We start from the raw sequence: 15,048 nt of genomic DNA, 5'->3' as shown, positions 1-15,048 counted from the left end.
GGGTAGCCGGCGAGGCGAAGAGTCGCGGCGACTGCCGTGCGCCCATCATGGCCACAACGGTGCCCGCGGACGCAGCGCGGACTGCGCAATGGGCAGGGGTGTCCAGTGGGCGAAGCATTTCCAGGCATGTCGGGGCAGCGAAAGCGGCGAAGCCTCGATTGTAGTGCCACCTGCGGCGCAGCGGGTCCGCACCATGGGCGGCGAGGCGGGCTCCGACGTCCGCCTCCCTCTTGCGGCGGACTGCCGTTTGACTGCAGGCTCCCAGATTCGGGATAATCGGGCGCTTCCGTGAGCACATGCCCCGTCGGGCAGCGATGTGTGAAGCGGCCTCAGACATTTCCCATCCGCCAGATCGACGAGGCGACTCCTCTGCGGGGCGTCGCCACAACCCATGAACACCCTGGTTCCAGCCACTGCCTCCGCCTTCACCCGCGCCGACCTGACGCGCGCCGAACGCACGCTGCTGCGCGATGGCCGCTGGGCGAACGCGCGTGTCGAACGGGTCACGATTGCCGGTGCGGAGTGGACGGTGAAGGACTTCTCCAGCCGCTCCTGGTGGGTGCGGAACATCCTGGGCCGCTTGCTGTTGCGGCGGGAACTGCGGGCCCTGCAGCGCCTGCAGGGCATCGCCGGCACGCCGGGCGATGCTTTCAGGCTTGATGCGCATGCCATCGCGGCACGCTTCGTTCCGGGCCGCAGCCTGGCGAAGATCGAGCGCGCGCTGATCACGCCGGGCTATCTGGTGCGCCTCGAAGGCTTGCTCGAGGCTGTGCATGCGCGTGGGGTCGTCCATCTCGACACACGGGGTGCCGGCAATCTGCTGATGCTGCCGGACGGAACTCCGGGAATCATCGATTTTCAGGCGAGCGTGTCGACAACCTGGATGCCGCCTCGCTTGCGCCGACTGCTCGAAGAGCTGGACATGGCGGGGGTCTACAAGAAATGGGCCGCATGGCAGCCGCAAGCGATGGATGGCGAACGGCGTGCCCGCTTCGAACGCAGCAATCGCTGGCGCAAGCTGTGGCTGCCCCGCGGTTATTTTGGTTTGAGCAAGAGGCGGCGTGCCGGTCGGCGCGAATCCGGCTCATGAAAGGTAGAGCATGAAGGAAACCTCGAACGGAATCTTCCACCACCCCGGTTTGCGTCGCTTTCTCGTCCGCATGCGGGCGCCGATCGTCATTCTCGGGATGATCGTCGTCGCGCAGTTCGTCCGCAGCGACTGGCTGCTACCGGGCTTCGCCGTCTCCATGTGCGGCGAGTTCATTCAGCTCTGGTGCTTCGCCTCGCTCGACAAGAACTCGACGCTGACCGCCCGCGGCCCTTACACGATGGTGCGCAACCCGATGTACCTCGGTCGCTTCTTCATTCTCTTCGGTTTCCTGATGCTGCTGGCGAATGGCTGGATCCTGATCGCCTATACGATTCTCTACTGGCTGTACATGGATGCACGCGTGCAGCGGGAGGAGGCGCACCTGCGGCCGATCTTCGGTGCCGCCTACGACCACTATTGCACGACCGTCCGGCGGTTCCTGCCCGTCTGGCCGGCAACCGGCGAGACGGTGGGCTACTGGAACTGGCAGCTGTTTCGCCAGAACAACGCCGGTTTCAACCTGGCGGCGACCCTGGCGGCGTGGGCTGCCGTCGCCGCCTGGGCCCTCTGGGGCCTGCCGCTGCTTGTCGGCTGAATGCGGTCAGCGGAGTTGCGACGGAGCCTGCCGCCCGTTTGCTCGATGGGATTGTCGGCGCCGCAGCGGTCTGGCCCACGATCCATGATCGCCCAGCTCAGGTTCGGAATTGGGCCATCGTCGCGCTCAGTCCGTTCGCCAGATCCCGGAGCGTTTGCGCTGCCTCGGCAGTCTGCTGGGCGGCCGCGTTGTTCTCTTCGGACGACTGCGCCACCTGCTCTACCCGGCGCGCGATCTCCTGGCTGGCGATCGACTGCTCGGCGATCGCGTTGCCGATTTCGCCGACGGCGGACACGACCTGATCGACGCTGCCGCGGATGTTGCGGATGGCCTCGCCTGCCGACCCTGCGAGTTCAACGCCGCGATCGACCTGCCGCACCGCGCTGGCCATCGAATCCAGCGAATTGCGGGTCTCCTGCTGAATCTGCAGCACCATGGCGTTGATCTCGCTGGTTGCCTTGGCGGTGCGCTCGGCGAGCTTGCGCACCTCGTCAGCGACAACCGCGAAGCCGCGTCCCGACTCGCCAGCGCGTGCAGCCTCGATGGCAGCGTTCAGCGCCAGCAGGTTGGTCTGGTCGGCCACTTCCCTGATCACCTGCACGACCGTCGAGATCTTCTCCGAGCTCTCGTCGAGGGCGTGCATTGCCTGCGAGGTCTGGCGGACCGTATCGGCGATCCGGTTGATCTCGTTCGTTGCCTGTTCGATCACTTCTCCGCCCCGGTCGGAGAGTCCGGACGCAGCACTTGCCGTACTCAGCGCGGCGCGCGCGTTGTCGGTCACCTCGCCGATGCTGACCGACATTTCCTCGACCACCGCCGCCATCGACGAAGCGGAGTCGCTGCTCGAGTGCGAAGCCTCTGCGACCTGTTGTGCCGAAACGGCCAGCGACCGCGCTGCCTCCTGCGTGCTGGCGACCGTCGACGCGACGTCCGTCAGCATCGCGCGCAGCCGTGACTGCATCTGCTGCTGGTGCGCCATCAGGCTCTGCGTATCGCCCGCCGGCAGCAGCACGTCCTGGCGCAGGTCACCGCCAGCAATGCGCTGAACGAGCTGCCTTGCCTGTTCCGGTTCACCTCCAAGCTGGTCGGATATCCGGCGGGTGACCAGGTAAGCGACGCCGGCGGCCAGCAGCAAGGCGACAACCAGCAGCGCCAGCATCAGCTTCTCCGCCAGAGACTGCGCCTCGGCGGCAGCCTTTTCGGCCTTGATCTTGCGGTCCTGCTGAATCTGGATGAACTTTTCGCTTTCACTTGCCGCCTCACGCTGCAGCGAGCGCGCGTCTCCCTGGACGAGGGCACGCATGGCATCGGTCTGGCCCTCCCCGGCCAACGCCTTCACCTGATCGTTGCCTCGCCAGTACCGCTCATTGAGCTCGCGCATGCGGGCCGCGAGCTGTCTCGTTTCCGGGCTGCGCTGCGTCTTCTCGAGCTCCTCGGCGAGCCGGGAGCTTTCCCTGCCCGTTGTCGTCACCCGTTCCAGCTCCTTGTCGCGCTCATCGGCTGCACTCACCAGTGCATTGAGCTGGTAGCGGCGCATGTTGTTGACCTGGGCAGCGATGTCGCGGGCGAGCGACTCGTTGCGAGCGGCGCGGACGATATTGTCTACGTGTCCGTCGATGATGTTCATCTGCACTGTGGCGGTCACGACCAGACCGGTCATCAGGACGGACACGGCGGCGAAGCCACCCCAGAGAAGCGTCTTGATCTTCATTGGTGCTAATCCCTCGAGAAAGAATTGGTATCCGGTGCCCTGCGGAGAAAGCAGGAAGCAGGCCTGCCGCGACAGTGCAGCAGCATGTGCACGGCTGTCAAGCACCCTGCGTCGCTGCACCGGCACCCGGCAGCAGCGCCGTTCCGTGACCACCTGACGGACGAACGCGACGTTGAAGGTCACTCCCTGTACGGCCTGGAAGTAGGTCCCGAGCAGTCATCCGCGCCCGGGTACGCACTGCAGGAAGTACTTCGAACCGGAGTAATCGACGCCGTGCAATTCGCCGAGGATGCCGAGCTTGCCGTCCTTGCGCGTCCACTCGCCGCGCGCGGCGTGGATCGGGCGTTGACTGCAATGCGCGGCCTGAAGCTGGCCGTCGCTGGCGACGCGCCGGACTTCCAGGACGTAGCCACCTTCGGTGCGAAGCCAGCGTCGGGGGAGCCCCGGGACGGCTTCACCCGTCGCTGGCGACGAGTCGGTGGCAACCGCAGTCTGTGGCGGTACGGTCACCGCCGCGCAGGCAAGGAGTGCGGTGACGCCGCGGAAGAGACGTGGCCTCGGGTCGAGCCGCGCCGTACCGCTGCGCGCGGTTGACCCATCGCGCGTCGTGTTGCTCATGTGCGCTCCGGGGTGATGATGATTTGCATGCGCAGCTGCGGCAGAGCGTCTGGGCAACCGCGCGTCACCGGCCGGCGCCGGATGCGACACTGGCATCTCGGATGCGATGCCTTGCCAGCGCGATCAGACGGCACCAGTTTCGCTGCGGGTCCGCATGTGGCCTCGCAGTTGCGGGCGCGGGCTGCGACCGTCGCTTGCGGCACCATCTTCTCCCCCTTGGCAGCGCTTCCCGTTGGGCGCACCAGCCGGCGAGCCCGGTGTGATCCGCAGTCAGGGTGAAAACTGGTAGCATGTGACTCCTCCCCCGGCCGCCGGCAACATCGCGGACAGCCAGGGTTTTCGGCACCATCGGGAGTATCGACGCCATGCCCATCTTCGAATACGAGTGCGCTGCCTGCGGGCAGGAGTTCGAGAAGCTGGTACGCCAGTCTTCACCCGCACTGCACTGCCCGCAATGCGACAGTACCGACCTGCGCAAGAAGCTGTCGGCCTTCAATGCAGCGAGTGCCTCGCCCAGCAGGCGCAGCGATCTTCCGGCTCCCTGCGGCAGCTGCGGACACCCGGACGGGCCGGGAGCCTGCCACCTGCACTGAACGCCCGGCTGTCGGCGGTCGCCTGGAACGGGCTGGCATCGTCCTTCGCCGCCCGTCGACGGTGGCCGGCGGGCGCGACCGTGGCCGGGTTGCGCCCTTTGGGCGCTCGCCGGAAGGGATCTCGACCGCATCATGACGTCGCCGGGCCACGGTCGGCATCGTCCTCGACCAGTTCGCGGTAGGCATGCCAGGTGGCATGGCCGACGAGCGGTGTGGCGACGATCAGGCCGACGAAGAGCGTCGCAAAGCCGATGCTGACGATCAGGACAATGCTGCCTGCCCAGAGCACCATCGGGCCCGGATTGCGGCCACAGACGACGAGGCTGGCGATGGCCGCGGTGATGGCATCGGTCTTGCGATCGAACATCAGCGGCAGCGACACCGCGCCGATGGCGAAAACGAAGGCAGCGAAAAAGCCGCCGACGGCGAAATAGACGAGCGAGAACTCGGCCTGCTCGAAAGTCAGGACGCTGCGCACGACTTCGGCAAAGCTCGGCAGACCGCCCGTGAAGAAGAGCGCAAAGACGACCATGGATGCGCGTGCCCAGATCAGCAGGACGATTGTCAGCAGGGCGGCGAGGAGGCCGACGTTGGGTAGATTGGGGCGCCAGGCGGCGAGCGTCGGAGCCAGCCTTGGCGGTTCACCGCGTTCCATGCGACGGCTGAGGTCGTACAGTCCGATCGCCAGGAACGGACCGACCAGCAGGAAGCCCGTCGTCAGCCCGGCGAAAAGCGCATAGGCTTCGGCAAAGACGATGTACATCAGCCACCCGGCGGCGGCGAAACAGCTGCCGTAGAACAGGCTGGCGATACCGGCCGTGCGGCAGTCGCGCCAGCCGGCGACGAGCCAGCGGGGGATTGCCGCGGCCTCGATGTTGCGGATGACGGGGAAGTTGCTGACCGGGTGCCCCGCCTGCGCGCTGTCATTGTTGCTCATTCCTCTACCCTCCACAGGCTGCGACCATTGCCGATCGCGCCCCGTCCCGGGCCGCGACACAGCCAGGATGCCGCGGCGTTTCGCCCGCTGCGGCCGGTCACGCGCGGGTGCCCGGCGGGTCTGTCCCGGCGCCGGCCTGAGAGCGGAGTTCGGGGGCTCCTCCACCCCTTCCTGCCGCAAGATGGCAGGTGACTTCCGCAGACGGAGAATACCATCAGCTGCCAACGGTGGAAGACCATCAGCCGCTGCCGAGCCGGCAGCAGCCTCGCCGCTGCCGCCGCGCCACCCTCCCGGCGGCCCGGCGGCGGCCGCATGTGCTGCACTCCGCCGGCACAGCCCGATCGCTGCCGCGATCGCGTATAATCGCGCTTTTCCCTGTTCTTTCTGAAGGTTAGTCATGCCCATCTATGCCTATCGCTGCGCTTCTTGTGGTTTTGCGAACGATCACCTGCAAAAACTCAGCGACCCGGCCCTCGACACCTGTCCGGAGTGCGGCCAGGTGACCTACGTCAAGCAGCTGACGGCTGCCGGTTTTCAGTTGAAGGGCAGTGGCTGGTACGTCACCGACTTCAAAGGTGGCCAGAAGCAGCCGCCGTCGAGCAAGGAAACGCCTGCGGCGACGGAGGGGGCGCCCGCCACCAGCGACGGGGCGCCTGCCGGCGACAAGGCGGCCGCTGCGGCACCGGCGGCGGCGTCTGCCAGCACCGACGGAGCGAGCGCGTGCGCCGGCAACTGATCAAGCGTTACTTCATCACCGGCCTGTTGATCTGGGTGCCGCTGGCGATCACCACCTGGGTGTTGACGATGATCATCGGTACCATGGACCAGTCGCTCCACCTGCTGCCGGCAGCGATTCATCCGCGCACCGTGCTCGGCTTCGACATTCCGGGTAGCGGGGCGATCCTCACCTTGCTGATCATCCTGCTCACCGGTGTCATCGCCGCGAACTTCATCGGTCAGCGGCTGGTCGTCTGGTGGGAGAGGCTGCTGGCGCGAATCCCTGTGGTCAACTCGATCTACAACAGTGTCAAGCAGGTTTCCGACACCCTTTTCTCGTCGTCGGGCAACGCCTTCCGCAAGGCGCTGCTGATCGAATACCCGCGCCGTGGCGCGTGGACGATCGCCTTTCTCACCGGCCGCCCCGGCGGCGAGATGGCGCGTCACCTGGCGGGCGAGTACGTCAGCGTCTACGTGCCGACGACGCCGAACCCCACCTCGGGTTTCTTCCTCATGTTGCCCCGAAGCGAGGTCGTCGAACTGGAGATGAGCGTTGACACCGCGCTGAAGTATGTCATCTCGATGGGTGTCGTGGCACCACCGCCACCACGGGTCGCCGGCCTTTCCGGCGGCTCGATGATCAACCGCAACAGCTGAAACGGACCAGAGCATGCGAACTCATTATTGTGGACAGGTCGATGCGCGGCTCGTCGATCAGGAAGTCACCCTCTGTGGCTGGGCCCACCGGCGTCGCGATCACGGTGGCGTGATATTTGTTGACCTGCGTGACCGTGAAGGCATTGCCCAGATCGTCTGCGATCCGGACCGGGCCGACATGTTCCGCACCGCCGAATCCGTGCGCAACGAATTCTGCCTGCGTGTCAGGGGCCGCGTCCGTGCCCGACCGCCGGGCACGGTGAATCCCAACATCCCGAGCGGCGAAATCGAGATCCTCTGCCACGAGATGGAGGTTCTCAACCCGTCGCTGACTCCACCCTTCCAGCTCGACGAGGAGAACCTGTCGGAGAACACCCGCCTGCTGCACCGGGTGATCGATCTCCGGCGTCCGCAAATGCAGAAGAACATGCAGTTGCGCTACCGCACGGCGCGCGCCTTCCGGCGCTTTCTCGACGCTGCCGGTTTCATCGACATCGAGACGCCGATGTTGACCAGGAGCACACCGGAAGGCGCGCGTGACTACCTGGTTCCGTCGCGCGTTCATCCCGGCCAGTTCTTCGCCTTGCCGCAGTCGCCGCAGCTCTTCAAGCAGTTGCTGATGGTCGCCGGTTTCGACCGCTACTACCAGATCACCAAGTGCTTCCGCGACGAGGACCTGCGTGCCGACCGGCAGCCGGAGTTCACCCAGGTTGACATCGAGACGTCCTTCATGGACGAGGGCGAGATCATCGCGCTGATGGAGGAGCTGATCCGCACGGTGTTCGCCGAGGTCATGGCGGTGCAGCTGCCACGGCCCTTCCCTCGCCTCAGTCACGGCGAGGCGATGCGGCGTTACGGATCCGACAAGCCCGATCTGCGGGTGACGCTCGAACTGGTTGAAGTGGCGGACGTGCTCAGGGACGTACCGTTCAAGGTCTTCGCCAGTGTCGCCAACAGTGAAGGTGGTCGCATTGCCGCACTGCGCGTTCCCGGTGGCGCCAGCCTGACGCGTGGCGAGATCGACGCCTACACCCAGTTCGTCGGCATCTACGGAGCCCGCGGTCTCGCCTACATCAAGGTCAACGATGTCACCCAACTGAACGAGGCCGGCCTGCAGTCGCCGATCGTCAAGAACCTGCACGCCGCAGCGCTACAGGCCATCATCGAGCGTACCGGCGCGGTCTCCGGCGATCTGATCTTCTTTGGCGCCGACCGGCGCAAGGTGGTCGACGATGCGCTTGGCGCGCTGCGGGTACGTATCGGTCACGAGAAGGGTTTCGTGAACGGAAGCGCCTGGGAGCCGGTGTGGATCGTCGACTTCCCGATGTTCGAGTATGATGACGAGGCACGTCGCTGGAACGCCTGCCATCACCCGTTCACCAGCCCGAAAGAGGAGCACCTCGGGCTGCTCGCAACTGACCCGGGGCGTTGCCTCGCCAAGGCCTACGACCTGGCGCTGAATGGCTCGGAACTCGGTGGAGGATCGGTCAGGATTCACCGCGCCGCGGTCCAGGAACAGGTCTTCAAGGCGCTCGGCATTGCCGACGACGAGGCGCAGTCCAAGTTCGGCTTCCTGCTCGACGCGCTGAAGTACGGTGCGCCTCCGCACGGCGGCCTGGCGTTCGGACTCGACCGAATCGTCACGATGATGGCTGGCGCCGAGTCGATTCGTGACGTCATCGCCTTCCCGAAAACGCAACGGGCGCAGTGCCTGCTCACCGATGCACCGAGTGGAGTCGACGAGAGGCAGTTGCGGGAACTGCACATTCGCCTTCGCCAGAGGGTCGATACGCAGGTCGAGATCGGCAAGGGATAGGTTGCCCCGATGGCGAGAATACTGGCCGTCGTCCGGCTGCTTCTGTTGGCGATTGTCGGCTGCTGCCTTGCGGGTTCGGCGGCCGCGCGCGAGAGTCGCGAGATTGGCAGCGTTGCGCTCGGCGAACTGCCGCCGGAGGCCATTCAGACCCTGCGGCTGATCCGCGAAGGCGGGCCCTTCCCCTATCCGCACAAGGATGGCAGCGTTTTCGGCAACTTCGAGAAGCGGCTGCCGCTGCAGCCGCGGGGCTACTATCGCGAGTACACGGTGCCGACGCCGGGCCGGCGTGACCGCGGGCCGCGCCGGATCGTTGCCGGCAGCGGCCGCGGTGGCGATGTCGCTCGTTCCGGCGAGTACTACTATACTGCCGATCACTATCTCAGTTTTCGCAGGATACGCGAACAGCCATGATTCCCGACGAGTTGCTCGCCACTCTCGAAGACGCCAACGCCAGCGGCGTCTTCCATCTGCCTGCCGATTGCCGCGAGGCGGTCGGGAGAGCGGCCGCAGAAGCCGGATTCGCCTGTTTCGAAGTCAGTCTTGCCGACTGTTCGCACCTCGACGAGGTGCTCGCCAGGCTTGGCAGTGGTCTCGACTTTCCGGGTTGGTACGGGCACAACCTCGACGCGCTCAAGGATTGCCTGACCGATTTTTCGTGGGCGGCAGCGGCCGGCTACGTGGTCATCATCGACCACGGCGAGGGATTCCGCGCGCAGGAGCCGGCAGCCTTTGCCGTGCTCGCGGACGTCTTCGCCGAGGCCATCGGCGAATGGCGGGCGCAGGGATATCCGATGTGGATCCTCCTCGATCTGCAGGCGCCCGGACTGGCCACTTTCGCCGCGACTCAATGAGCCGCTACAAGCGGCCGGTTTCAGTGCTGGTCGTGATCCATAGTCCGGATCTGCAGGTGCTGCTGCTCGAGCGGGCGGCTCACCCGGGTTACTGGCAGTCGGTGACCGGCAGCCAGGAGTCCGGCGAGGATCTCGTGGCGACGGCGGTGCGGGAAGTGCGCGAAGAAACGGGACTTGCCGCCGCCGCCACCGATCTCTGCGACTGGCAAATGAGCAACCGCTACGAGATCTTCGCCGAATGGCGGCACCGCTACGCGCCCGCGGTGCGCTGCAATACCGAGCACGTCTTCTCCCTGCAGATGGCGGAACCAGTGCCCGTCACCCTGGCAGCCGGCGAGCATCTGGCGTACTGCTGGCTGCCGTGGCGCGAGGCGGCAGAGAGGTGCTTTTCGTGGAGCAACCGCGAGGCCATCCTCATGCTGCCGGAGCGGCTGGTTGGGCAGCAGCTCTGAGCGACTCTTCCAGGCAACGCCGGCAGTAACACCCCGATCCAGGCGCTGCGGCCGCGGCCAGAGGGGGTAGCTGACGACACCAGCAATCGCTCGCCGATGAAGCCATCATGCCGCAAGCGAATGGAGCGCCACAGCGCGCGCAGCGGGCTTCGCCACCACCCAGCGCGGACTCAATCACGGGCCAGCAGGCCATCGGCGATCCAGCCCTGCACGAAGCCGGCGGCGGTTGCTGCCGGTTCGACATCACCAGAGTCGGCGATCAGGTCGCAGCAGGCCGCGAAGGAAGCACCAGTCGTCAGCGCTTCGATGACCTTGGCTTCGACGGTGGCTGCCGATCGCCAGCGGCATTCGAGCTGCGGGCGCCAGACGAGAAGCACGTGTGGCAGAAACAGCGGCTCGTCGCTGCTGGCGAGAGGGTCGGCATCGAGCGCCCTCCAGATCGGCTCGACCTGCCAGTCCAGGTGCAGTATCTGCAACGACGGCAGGAGTCTGAAACGGTGCCGCGGCCAGTCTTCCGCGCGCAAAGCGGCGAGATCGGTGGCGCCGAGTGCCTCGGCGTCGGCGGCGTCGAAGGCGGCGCGCGTCGCCCAGTCCATCCGGGCCAGGTCGACCAGCGACGGATGCGCCAGATGTTCGCGTGAAGAGGCGAGGAAGTCGGACAGACAGTCACCGAACCAGCGAATCGAGCGGAACGTCGACGGCCGCCTGGTGATGTAGCCGTCTGCCAGAGCAGCAAAGGCGTCATCGCCGATGGCGCGCTGCAGGACCGGGTAGTTGTCCTGGAGGGCTGCGGTGAGTCGTGCCCGGTAGGCTTGCAGGTAGATGCCGAAGCCGCCGCCGCTGCCCGAGCCTTCGCCGGCGAAGAGGCCCGGCAGCGGATTCCCGTCGAGGATCGCTTGCTGGCAGCGTCGTTGCAGCTCTACGAGTGTGCCACTGGGACTCATGCGGCCCACCTGGCGCCACCGGCAGCGGAGCCGGCGATGCGGCGAGCCCTGTCGAGTTCGGTGAGCAGCGACTCGAGCGGCGGGATGTCGTCGTCGCGCTCGATCATCGCCGGTACGGGCCCGAGGCGATTGACGGTATAGGCGTAGAGGTCCCACACGGGATCACAGACCGGCTGGTCGTGCGTATCGATCAGGTAAGTGCCATGGTCCTCGTGGCCGGCGAGGTGGATCTGCCGGACCGCGGCGGCCGGCATGGCGTCGATGAAGGTGCGTGCAACGAAGCCATGATTGACGCTGCTGACGTAGACGTTGTTGACGTCGAGCAGCAACCCGCAACCACTTCGCCTGACCAACTCGGCGATGAACTCCCACTCGCTCATTTCGTCCGCGCGGTAGCGGACGTAGCTGGAAACGTTCTCGAGCACCAGTGGCCGTCCGAGCGTCTCCTGCACCTGTTGCACGCGCGGTATCAGGTGGCGCAGGCAGCCCTCGGTGTAGGGCAGGGGCAGAAGGTCGTGCAGGTTGAGGGCAGAGGTGCCCGTCCAGCACAGATGATCGGATATCCAGGCCGGCTGAATCCGCTCGGCGAGGCGGCGCAATTCCTGCAGATACGGCCGGTCCAGAGGCTCGCTGCCACCGACCGACAGCGACACCCCGTGCATCACCATCGGATAGTCGCGGCGGATGCGGTCGAGATGCCAAAGCGGCTTGCCGCCCGCAACCAGATAGTTCTCGGAGATGACCTCGAGCCAGTCCACCGGCTGCGGGGCAGCGATAAAATCGCGATAGTGCTCGCTGCGCAGACCGATCCCGAAGCCGCTGACAAGTTCCTGCATCAGGCCTCCCTGGGCCGAGTACCGGGTTCCGCCGGCGCCGGTCGCCGACGGGACCCCGCGCGATGGTTACTTGACGACTTTGCCACCGGCGTCGGTGCATTCCTTGGCGCTGCCCTTGGTCACCCAGCCCTGGCCTTTGCAGGAGTTCGTTCCCTTGCACTCGCTTTTGGCGGTCTTGCACTCCGAGGAGCCCTTGCACGAGTTCACCCCGGCACAGCGGACCGTTGCCGCGTCGGCGGCGTGGGCGGTCGGGGCAACCAGCGTACCGGCGGCAAAGAGGGCGGCGGCGGCAGCGGCGATAGCGACACCAGACTTCTGATTTGACATGTGTTTCTCCTTTTGGTGGATGGGGTGGGTCAGACTTGGCCCTGCTGCGCCCGATTGCCTGACAGCGTTTAGACGCGCGAATCGAGGAATTGCTTACATTTCCAGCAAGTTTTTTTTCAGTGCGGCGCGGACCAGCTGCTGGAGCCGTGCGGGGGGCCGCGGCGTCGATGCGTGCCCCCTCCCCCGGCGACCGCCGCCGTGGGGTGGCAGAGCAGTCTGTCCAAGCCCGCTGCGCTGAGTGTGCGAACCTTTCTTGCAATTAGCACTCTCATGCGCCGAGTGCTAGAATGATTATTTGAGAAGCTTGCAGGAGGAATGACTGACATGACCCACGCCCTGACCATGCCGGCGGTTTCCGCTGCCGGCAGCATCGATTCGTACATTCAGGCGGTGCGGCGCATCCCGATGTTGAGCGCGGAGGAGGAGCTTCGCCTTGCCACCCGTTTCCGGGAGGAAGACGATCTTGACGCTGCGCGGCAGCTGGTTCTTTCGCATCTTCGGCTTGTGATCGCCGTGGCGCGCGGCTATCTGGGCTACGGCCTGCCGCACGCAGACCTCATTCAGGAAGGCAACATCGGGCTGATGAAGGCCGTCAAGCGCTTCGACCCGGGGCATGGGGTGCGCCTGGTTTCCTTTGCCATCCACTGGATCAAGGCCGAGATCCACGAGTACATCCTTAGGAACTGGCGGATGGTCAAGGTCGCGACGACCAAGGCGCAGCGCAAACTGTTCTTCAACCTGCGCAGCATGAAAGGCAGCAGCGATTCACTGAGCCAGGCCCAGGTGGCGGACATTGCCCACCGCTTGAGCGTCAAGCCGGAAGATGTCGTCGAAATGGACTCGCGCATGGCCGGGAACGATCTGGCGCTCGAGGGCGACAGCAACGACGAGAGCGCATTTGCGCCGATCGACTACCTCGCCGACGCGTCGAGCGAGCCGATGCGGGTGCTCGAGGGACGGGCGCGCGATCAGCTGCAGCAGGATGGTCTGCAGACCGCGCTCGCTGGTCTTGATCCGCGCAGCCGGCGAATCGTCGAAGCGCGCTGGCTGAACGACGAGCACCCAGCAACGCTGCACGAGCTTGCGGTCGAGTTCGGCGTTTCCGCCGAGCGCATCCGGCAGATCGAAGTCAAGGCGATGCAGAAAATGCGCACCATCCTGGAGCCCATGGTGCCCGGGGGTCGCTAGGCCCGCCCCAGCCAGCGATCTTCCCCAAGCTCGTGGCTGGTGCTCGCCACAACTCAGGCCACCGCCGACACACCCGCGAGGCTATTTGCCGCGCGTCGCTGCATATTCGGCAACGGCGGCGATTTCGGCATCGCTGAGGCGTGCGGCGATGTCCCGCATTACTCTGCCTTCGTCATTGTTGCGGCTGCCATCCTTGTACGCCTTGAGCTGCTTCTCCAGATAGTTCGCATGCTGGCCGCCGATCGCCGGCGCCAGGACGGTGGGTGCCTTGCTCATCAGCTTGCCCCAGTCGCGATTTCCCTCACCCGATCGGCCGTGGCAGCCGATGCACGCCGGCACCACCTGCGGGCGGCCCTTGCCCTTGAAGAAGAGCTGCTCTCCCTTGGCCAGGAGACCCTTGTCGCTCACTTCGTTGGCCGTCATCCTGTGCTTGGCAAAGTAGGCGGCGATGTCCGCCAGATCGGCTTCGGCGACGGCCTGGGCCTGCGGTGACATCTGTTCGTTCTTGCGCCGTCCTGACTTGAAGTCGTGTACCTGCTTGATGACATACTCGGGCAGCTGACCAGCGAGCTTCGGCCACGGATCGGCCGGCGGCGGCAGCGCGATGCTGTTGCCATCGGGGCCGTGGCACGCGGCACAGACTTCCGCCTTGGCCTGACCGAGCTCAGCGTTCCCTGCGGCGAGCGCGGCACCGGTGACCCCAAGAAACGCCATTCCCAGCATGGACGCGGTCTTGAACATGTTCCTTCCTTCCTCCCCACAGGGCAAAAACGAGACTTTGCACGACGCCGTACATTCTGTCATAATTCTGCGACAATTTGTCACAGGCCGGGCATTATGAAGAGTCGCCGCCTGGCTGGCAACCGGGCTCGAGGAGCGCCCGCCGTCAAACAGGGACCACGAAGGGAGGATTCGCGATGTCGCAGTACGATGCTGCCCACCACCATGCCGGCCACGGCCACGCCCACGCCCACTGGGACTACAGCATCTGGCCGGCGATCATCAGTATTGGCGTTTTCGCCTGGAGCCTGGCCTTCTGCTTCCAGTTCGTCTATCACATGCCCTTTGCTGCCCTGATCGCCTTTGGCCTGGGCGTGCCGATGATCCTCGGTGGCGTTGCCGGCTGGACCAACGAGGCGATCGGCAAGGGTGAGGGCCTCTCGTATGGCGCGATGGGCTGGTTCATCCTCGCCGAGGCGATGATCTTCGCCACCTTCTTCGTCTACTACTGGTACATGCGCCTTTCGGCCCCTTCCTGGCCTCCCGCCGGGACGCCGACATTGCCGATCGCCTACCCATTGGTGATGACCGTGATCCTCGTTTCCTCATCGTTCACCATCCACATGGCGGAGGAGGAGGCGATGCATCGCGGCGATCGGGGAACCGTTCTCAAGTGGTTGCTGCTGACCATGCTGCTCGGCTTCACATTTCTCGGCATGTCGATCTACGAGTGGGGTCACCTGATCAAGGAAGGCTTCACCATCTCGAGCAACAGCTTCGGAACGACCTTTTACTCGATCACCGGGCTGCACGCTTCGCACGTCATCGTCGGCCTGGCGATCTTCACCGCCGGGCTCTTTCCTGCCCTGAAAGGCACCATCCCGGCGGGGTTCTGGCGGCCAGCCAGCCTCTACTGGCACTTCGTGGACATCATTTGGTTCTTCGTCGTCTCGCAAGTCTACTTCTGGTAGCGGTGTCGGCATTCGCGTACGCAGT

19 protein-coding genes are annotated in these 15,048 nt (G+C 65.4%); 11 read left to right on the top strand and 8 right to left on the bottom strand.

What is annotated here, in order from left to right:
* Window positions 1-391: 391 nt before the first annotated feature.
* Together HT579_01705 and HT579_01700 are read left to right on the top strand one after the other, a co-directional pair.
* Window positions 392-1,090 carry a hypothetical protein gene (locus HT579_01705; GenBank protein QKS27789.1) on the top strand — a complete coding sequence of 233 codons (699 nt, stop codon included), beginning with the start codon at window positions 392-394 and terminating at the stop codon, window positions 1,088-1,090.
* Between the two features lie 10 nt (window positions 1,091-1,100).
* Window positions 1,101-1,685, top strand: a complete 585-nt coding sequence (locus HT579_01700) for an isoprenylcysteine carboxylmethyltransferase family protein (GenBank protein ID QKS27788.1) — start codon at window positions 1,101-1,103, stop codon at window positions 1,683-1,685.
* A 97-nt stretch (window positions 1,686-1,782) separates the two neighbouring features.
* Here HT579_01700 and HT579_01695 read toward each other — a convergent pair whose 3' ends face one another.
* Both HT579_01695 and HT579_01690 read right to left on the bottom strand, forming a co-directional pair.
* The gene (locus tag HT579_01695; GenBank protein QKS27787.1) at window positions 1,783-3,579 is read right to left on the bottom strand and encodes a methyl-accepting chemotaxis protein; all 1,797 of its coding nucleotides are present in this window, start codon (window positions 3,577-3,579) and stop codon (window positions 1,783-1,785) included.
* A 33-nt stretch (window positions 3,580-3,612) separates the two neighbouring features.
* The gene (locus HT579_01690; GenBank protein QKS27786.1) at window positions 3,613-4,014 is read right to left on the bottom strand and encodes a hypothetical protein; all 402 of its coding nucleotides are present in this window, start codon (window positions 4,012-4,014) and stop codon (window positions 3,613-3,615) included.
* Window positions 4,015-4,379: 365 nt separating this feature from the next.
* Here HT579_01690 and HT579_01685 point away from each other — a divergent pair, with 365 nt between their 5' ends.
* Complete coding sequence (locus tag HT579_01685; protein QKS27785.1) at window positions 4,380-4,607, top strand: zinc ribbon domain-containing protein; 228 nt, start codon at window positions 4,380-4,382, stop codon at window positions 4,605-4,607.
* 130 nt (window positions 4,608-4,737) lie between these two features.
* On the opposite strand, the gene HT579_01680 is transcribed toward HT579_01685, so the two are convergent.
* Entirely contained in the window at window positions 4,738-5,544 is an 807-nt protein-coding gene (locus HT579_01680; protein QKS27784.1) for a DUF2189 domain-containing protein, read from the bottom strand.
* Between the two features lie 397 nt (window positions 5,545-5,941).
* Here HT579_01680 and HT579_01675 point away from each other — a divergent pair, with 397 nt between their 5' ends.
* The 6 genes from HT579_01675 to nudB are packed head-to-tail and all read left to right on the top strand — an operon-like array spanning window position 5,942 to window position 10,037.
* Window positions 5,942-6,280, top strand: coding sequence for a zinc ribbon domain-containing protein (locus HT579_01675; GenBank protein QKS27783.1), 339 nt, complete (start codon window positions 5,942-5,944; stop codon window positions 6,278-6,280).
* Window positions 6,265-6,918, top strand: coding sequence for a DUF502 domain-containing protein (locus tag HT579_01670; GenBank protein ID QKS27782.1), 654 nt, complete (start codon window positions 6,265-6,267; stop codon window positions 6,916-6,918). The genes HT579_01675 and HT579_01670 overlap by 16 nt, the downstream gene beginning before the upstream one ends.
* 13 nt (window positions 6,919-6,931) lie before the next feature.
* Window positions 6,932-8,734 carry an aspartate--tRNA ligase gene (gene aspS, locus HT579_01665; GenBank protein ID QKS27781.1) on the top strand — a complete coding sequence of 601 codons (1,803 nt, stop codon included), beginning with the start codon at window positions 6,932-6,934 and terminating at the stop codon, window positions 8,732-8,734.
* A gap of 9 nt (window positions 8,735-8,743) precedes the next feature.
* Window positions 8,744-9,145: a ribonuclease gene (locus HT579_01660; GenBank protein QKS27780.1), complete on the top strand. Its 402-nt coding sequence runs from the start codon at window positions 8,744-8,746 to the stop codon at window positions 9,143-9,145.
* A complete protein-coding gene (locus tag HT579_01655) occupies window positions 9,142-9,585 on the top strand; it encodes a barstar family protein (GenBank protein ID QKS27779.1) in 444 nt (147 codons plus the stop codon). Before HT579_01660 ends, HT579_01655 begins: the two co-directional genes overlap by 4 nt.
* The gene (gene nudB / locus HT579_01650) at window positions 9,582-10,037 is read left to right on the top strand and encodes a dihydroneopterin triphosphate diphosphatase (protein ID QKS27778.1); all 456 of its coding nucleotides are present in this window, start codon (window positions 9,582-9,584) and stop codon (window positions 10,035-10,037) included. The genes HT579_01655 and nudB overlap by 4 nt, the downstream gene beginning before the upstream one ends.
* On the opposite strand, the gene HT579_01645 is transcribed toward nudB, so the two are convergent.
* The 4 genes from HT579_01645 to HT579_01630 form a co-directional block, all read right to left on the bottom strand.
* Complete coding sequence (locus tag HT579_01645) at window positions 10,000-10,230, bottom strand: cysteine-rich CWC family protein (protein QKS27777.1); 231 nt, start codon at window positions 10,228-10,230, stop codon at window positions 10,000-10,002. The genes nudB and HT579_01645 overlap by 38 nt on opposite strands.
* Window positions 10,208-10,981, bottom strand: coding sequence for a putative DNA-binding domain-containing protein (locus tag HT579_01640; GenBank protein QKS27776.1), 774 nt, complete (start codon window positions 10,979-10,981; stop codon window positions 10,208-10,210). The genes HT579_01645 and HT579_01640 overlap by 23 nt, the downstream gene beginning before the upstream one ends.
* Window positions 10,978-11,817 (bottom strand): DUF692 domain-containing protein, encoded by an 840-nt coding sequence (locus HT579_01635; GenBank protein QKS27775.1) that lies wholly within the window; start codon window positions 11,815-11,817, stop codon window positions 10,978-10,980. The genes HT579_01640 and HT579_01635 overlap by 4 nt, the downstream gene beginning before the upstream one ends.
* A 66-nt stretch (window positions 11,818-11,883) precedes the next feature.
* Window positions 11,884-12,144 (bottom strand): hypothetical protein, encoded by a 261-nt coding sequence (locus tag HT579_01630; protein QKS27774.1) that lies wholly within the window; start codon window positions 12,142-12,144, stop codon window positions 11,884-11,886.
* 324 nt (window positions 12,145-12,468) lie between these two features.
* Here HT579_01630 and rpoH point away from each other — a divergent pair, with 324 nt between their 5' ends.
* Complete coding sequence (gene rpoH, locus HT579_01625; GenBank protein ID QKS31437.1) at window positions 12,469-13,332, top strand: RNA polymerase sigma factor RpoH; 864 nt, start codon at window positions 12,469-12,471, stop codon at window positions 13,330-13,332.
* Between the two features lie 81 nt (window positions 13,333-13,413).
* Here the strand turns inward: rpoH and HT579_01620 are convergent, their stop codons facing one another.
* A complete protein-coding gene (locus HT579_01620) occupies window positions 13,414-14,055 on the bottom strand; it encodes a cytochrome c4 (GenBank protein ID QKS31436.1) in 642 nt (213 codons plus the stop codon).
* Between the two features lie 194 nt (window positions 14,056-14,249).
* Here HT579_01620 and HT579_01615 point away from each other — a divergent pair, with 194 nt between their 5' ends.
* The gene (locus tag HT579_01615; protein ID QKS27773.1) at window positions 14,250-15,023 is read left to right on the top strand and encodes a heme-copper oxidase subunit III; all 774 of its coding nucleotides are present in this window, start codon (window positions 14,250-14,252) and stop codon (window positions 15,021-15,023) included.
* The last annotated feature ends 25 nt before the right edge of the window (window positions 15,024-15,048 follow it).

Origin of the sequence: Candidatus Accumulibacter similis (genome assembly GCA_013347225.1) — a bacterium.
Lineage (GTDB): Bacteria > Pseudomonadota > Gammaproteobacteria > Burkholderiales > Rhodocyclaceae > Accumulibacter > Accumulibacter similis.
The sequence above is the reverse complement of the archived record's forward strand: the minus strand, read 5'-3'. Positions and strand labels throughout refer to the sequence as shown.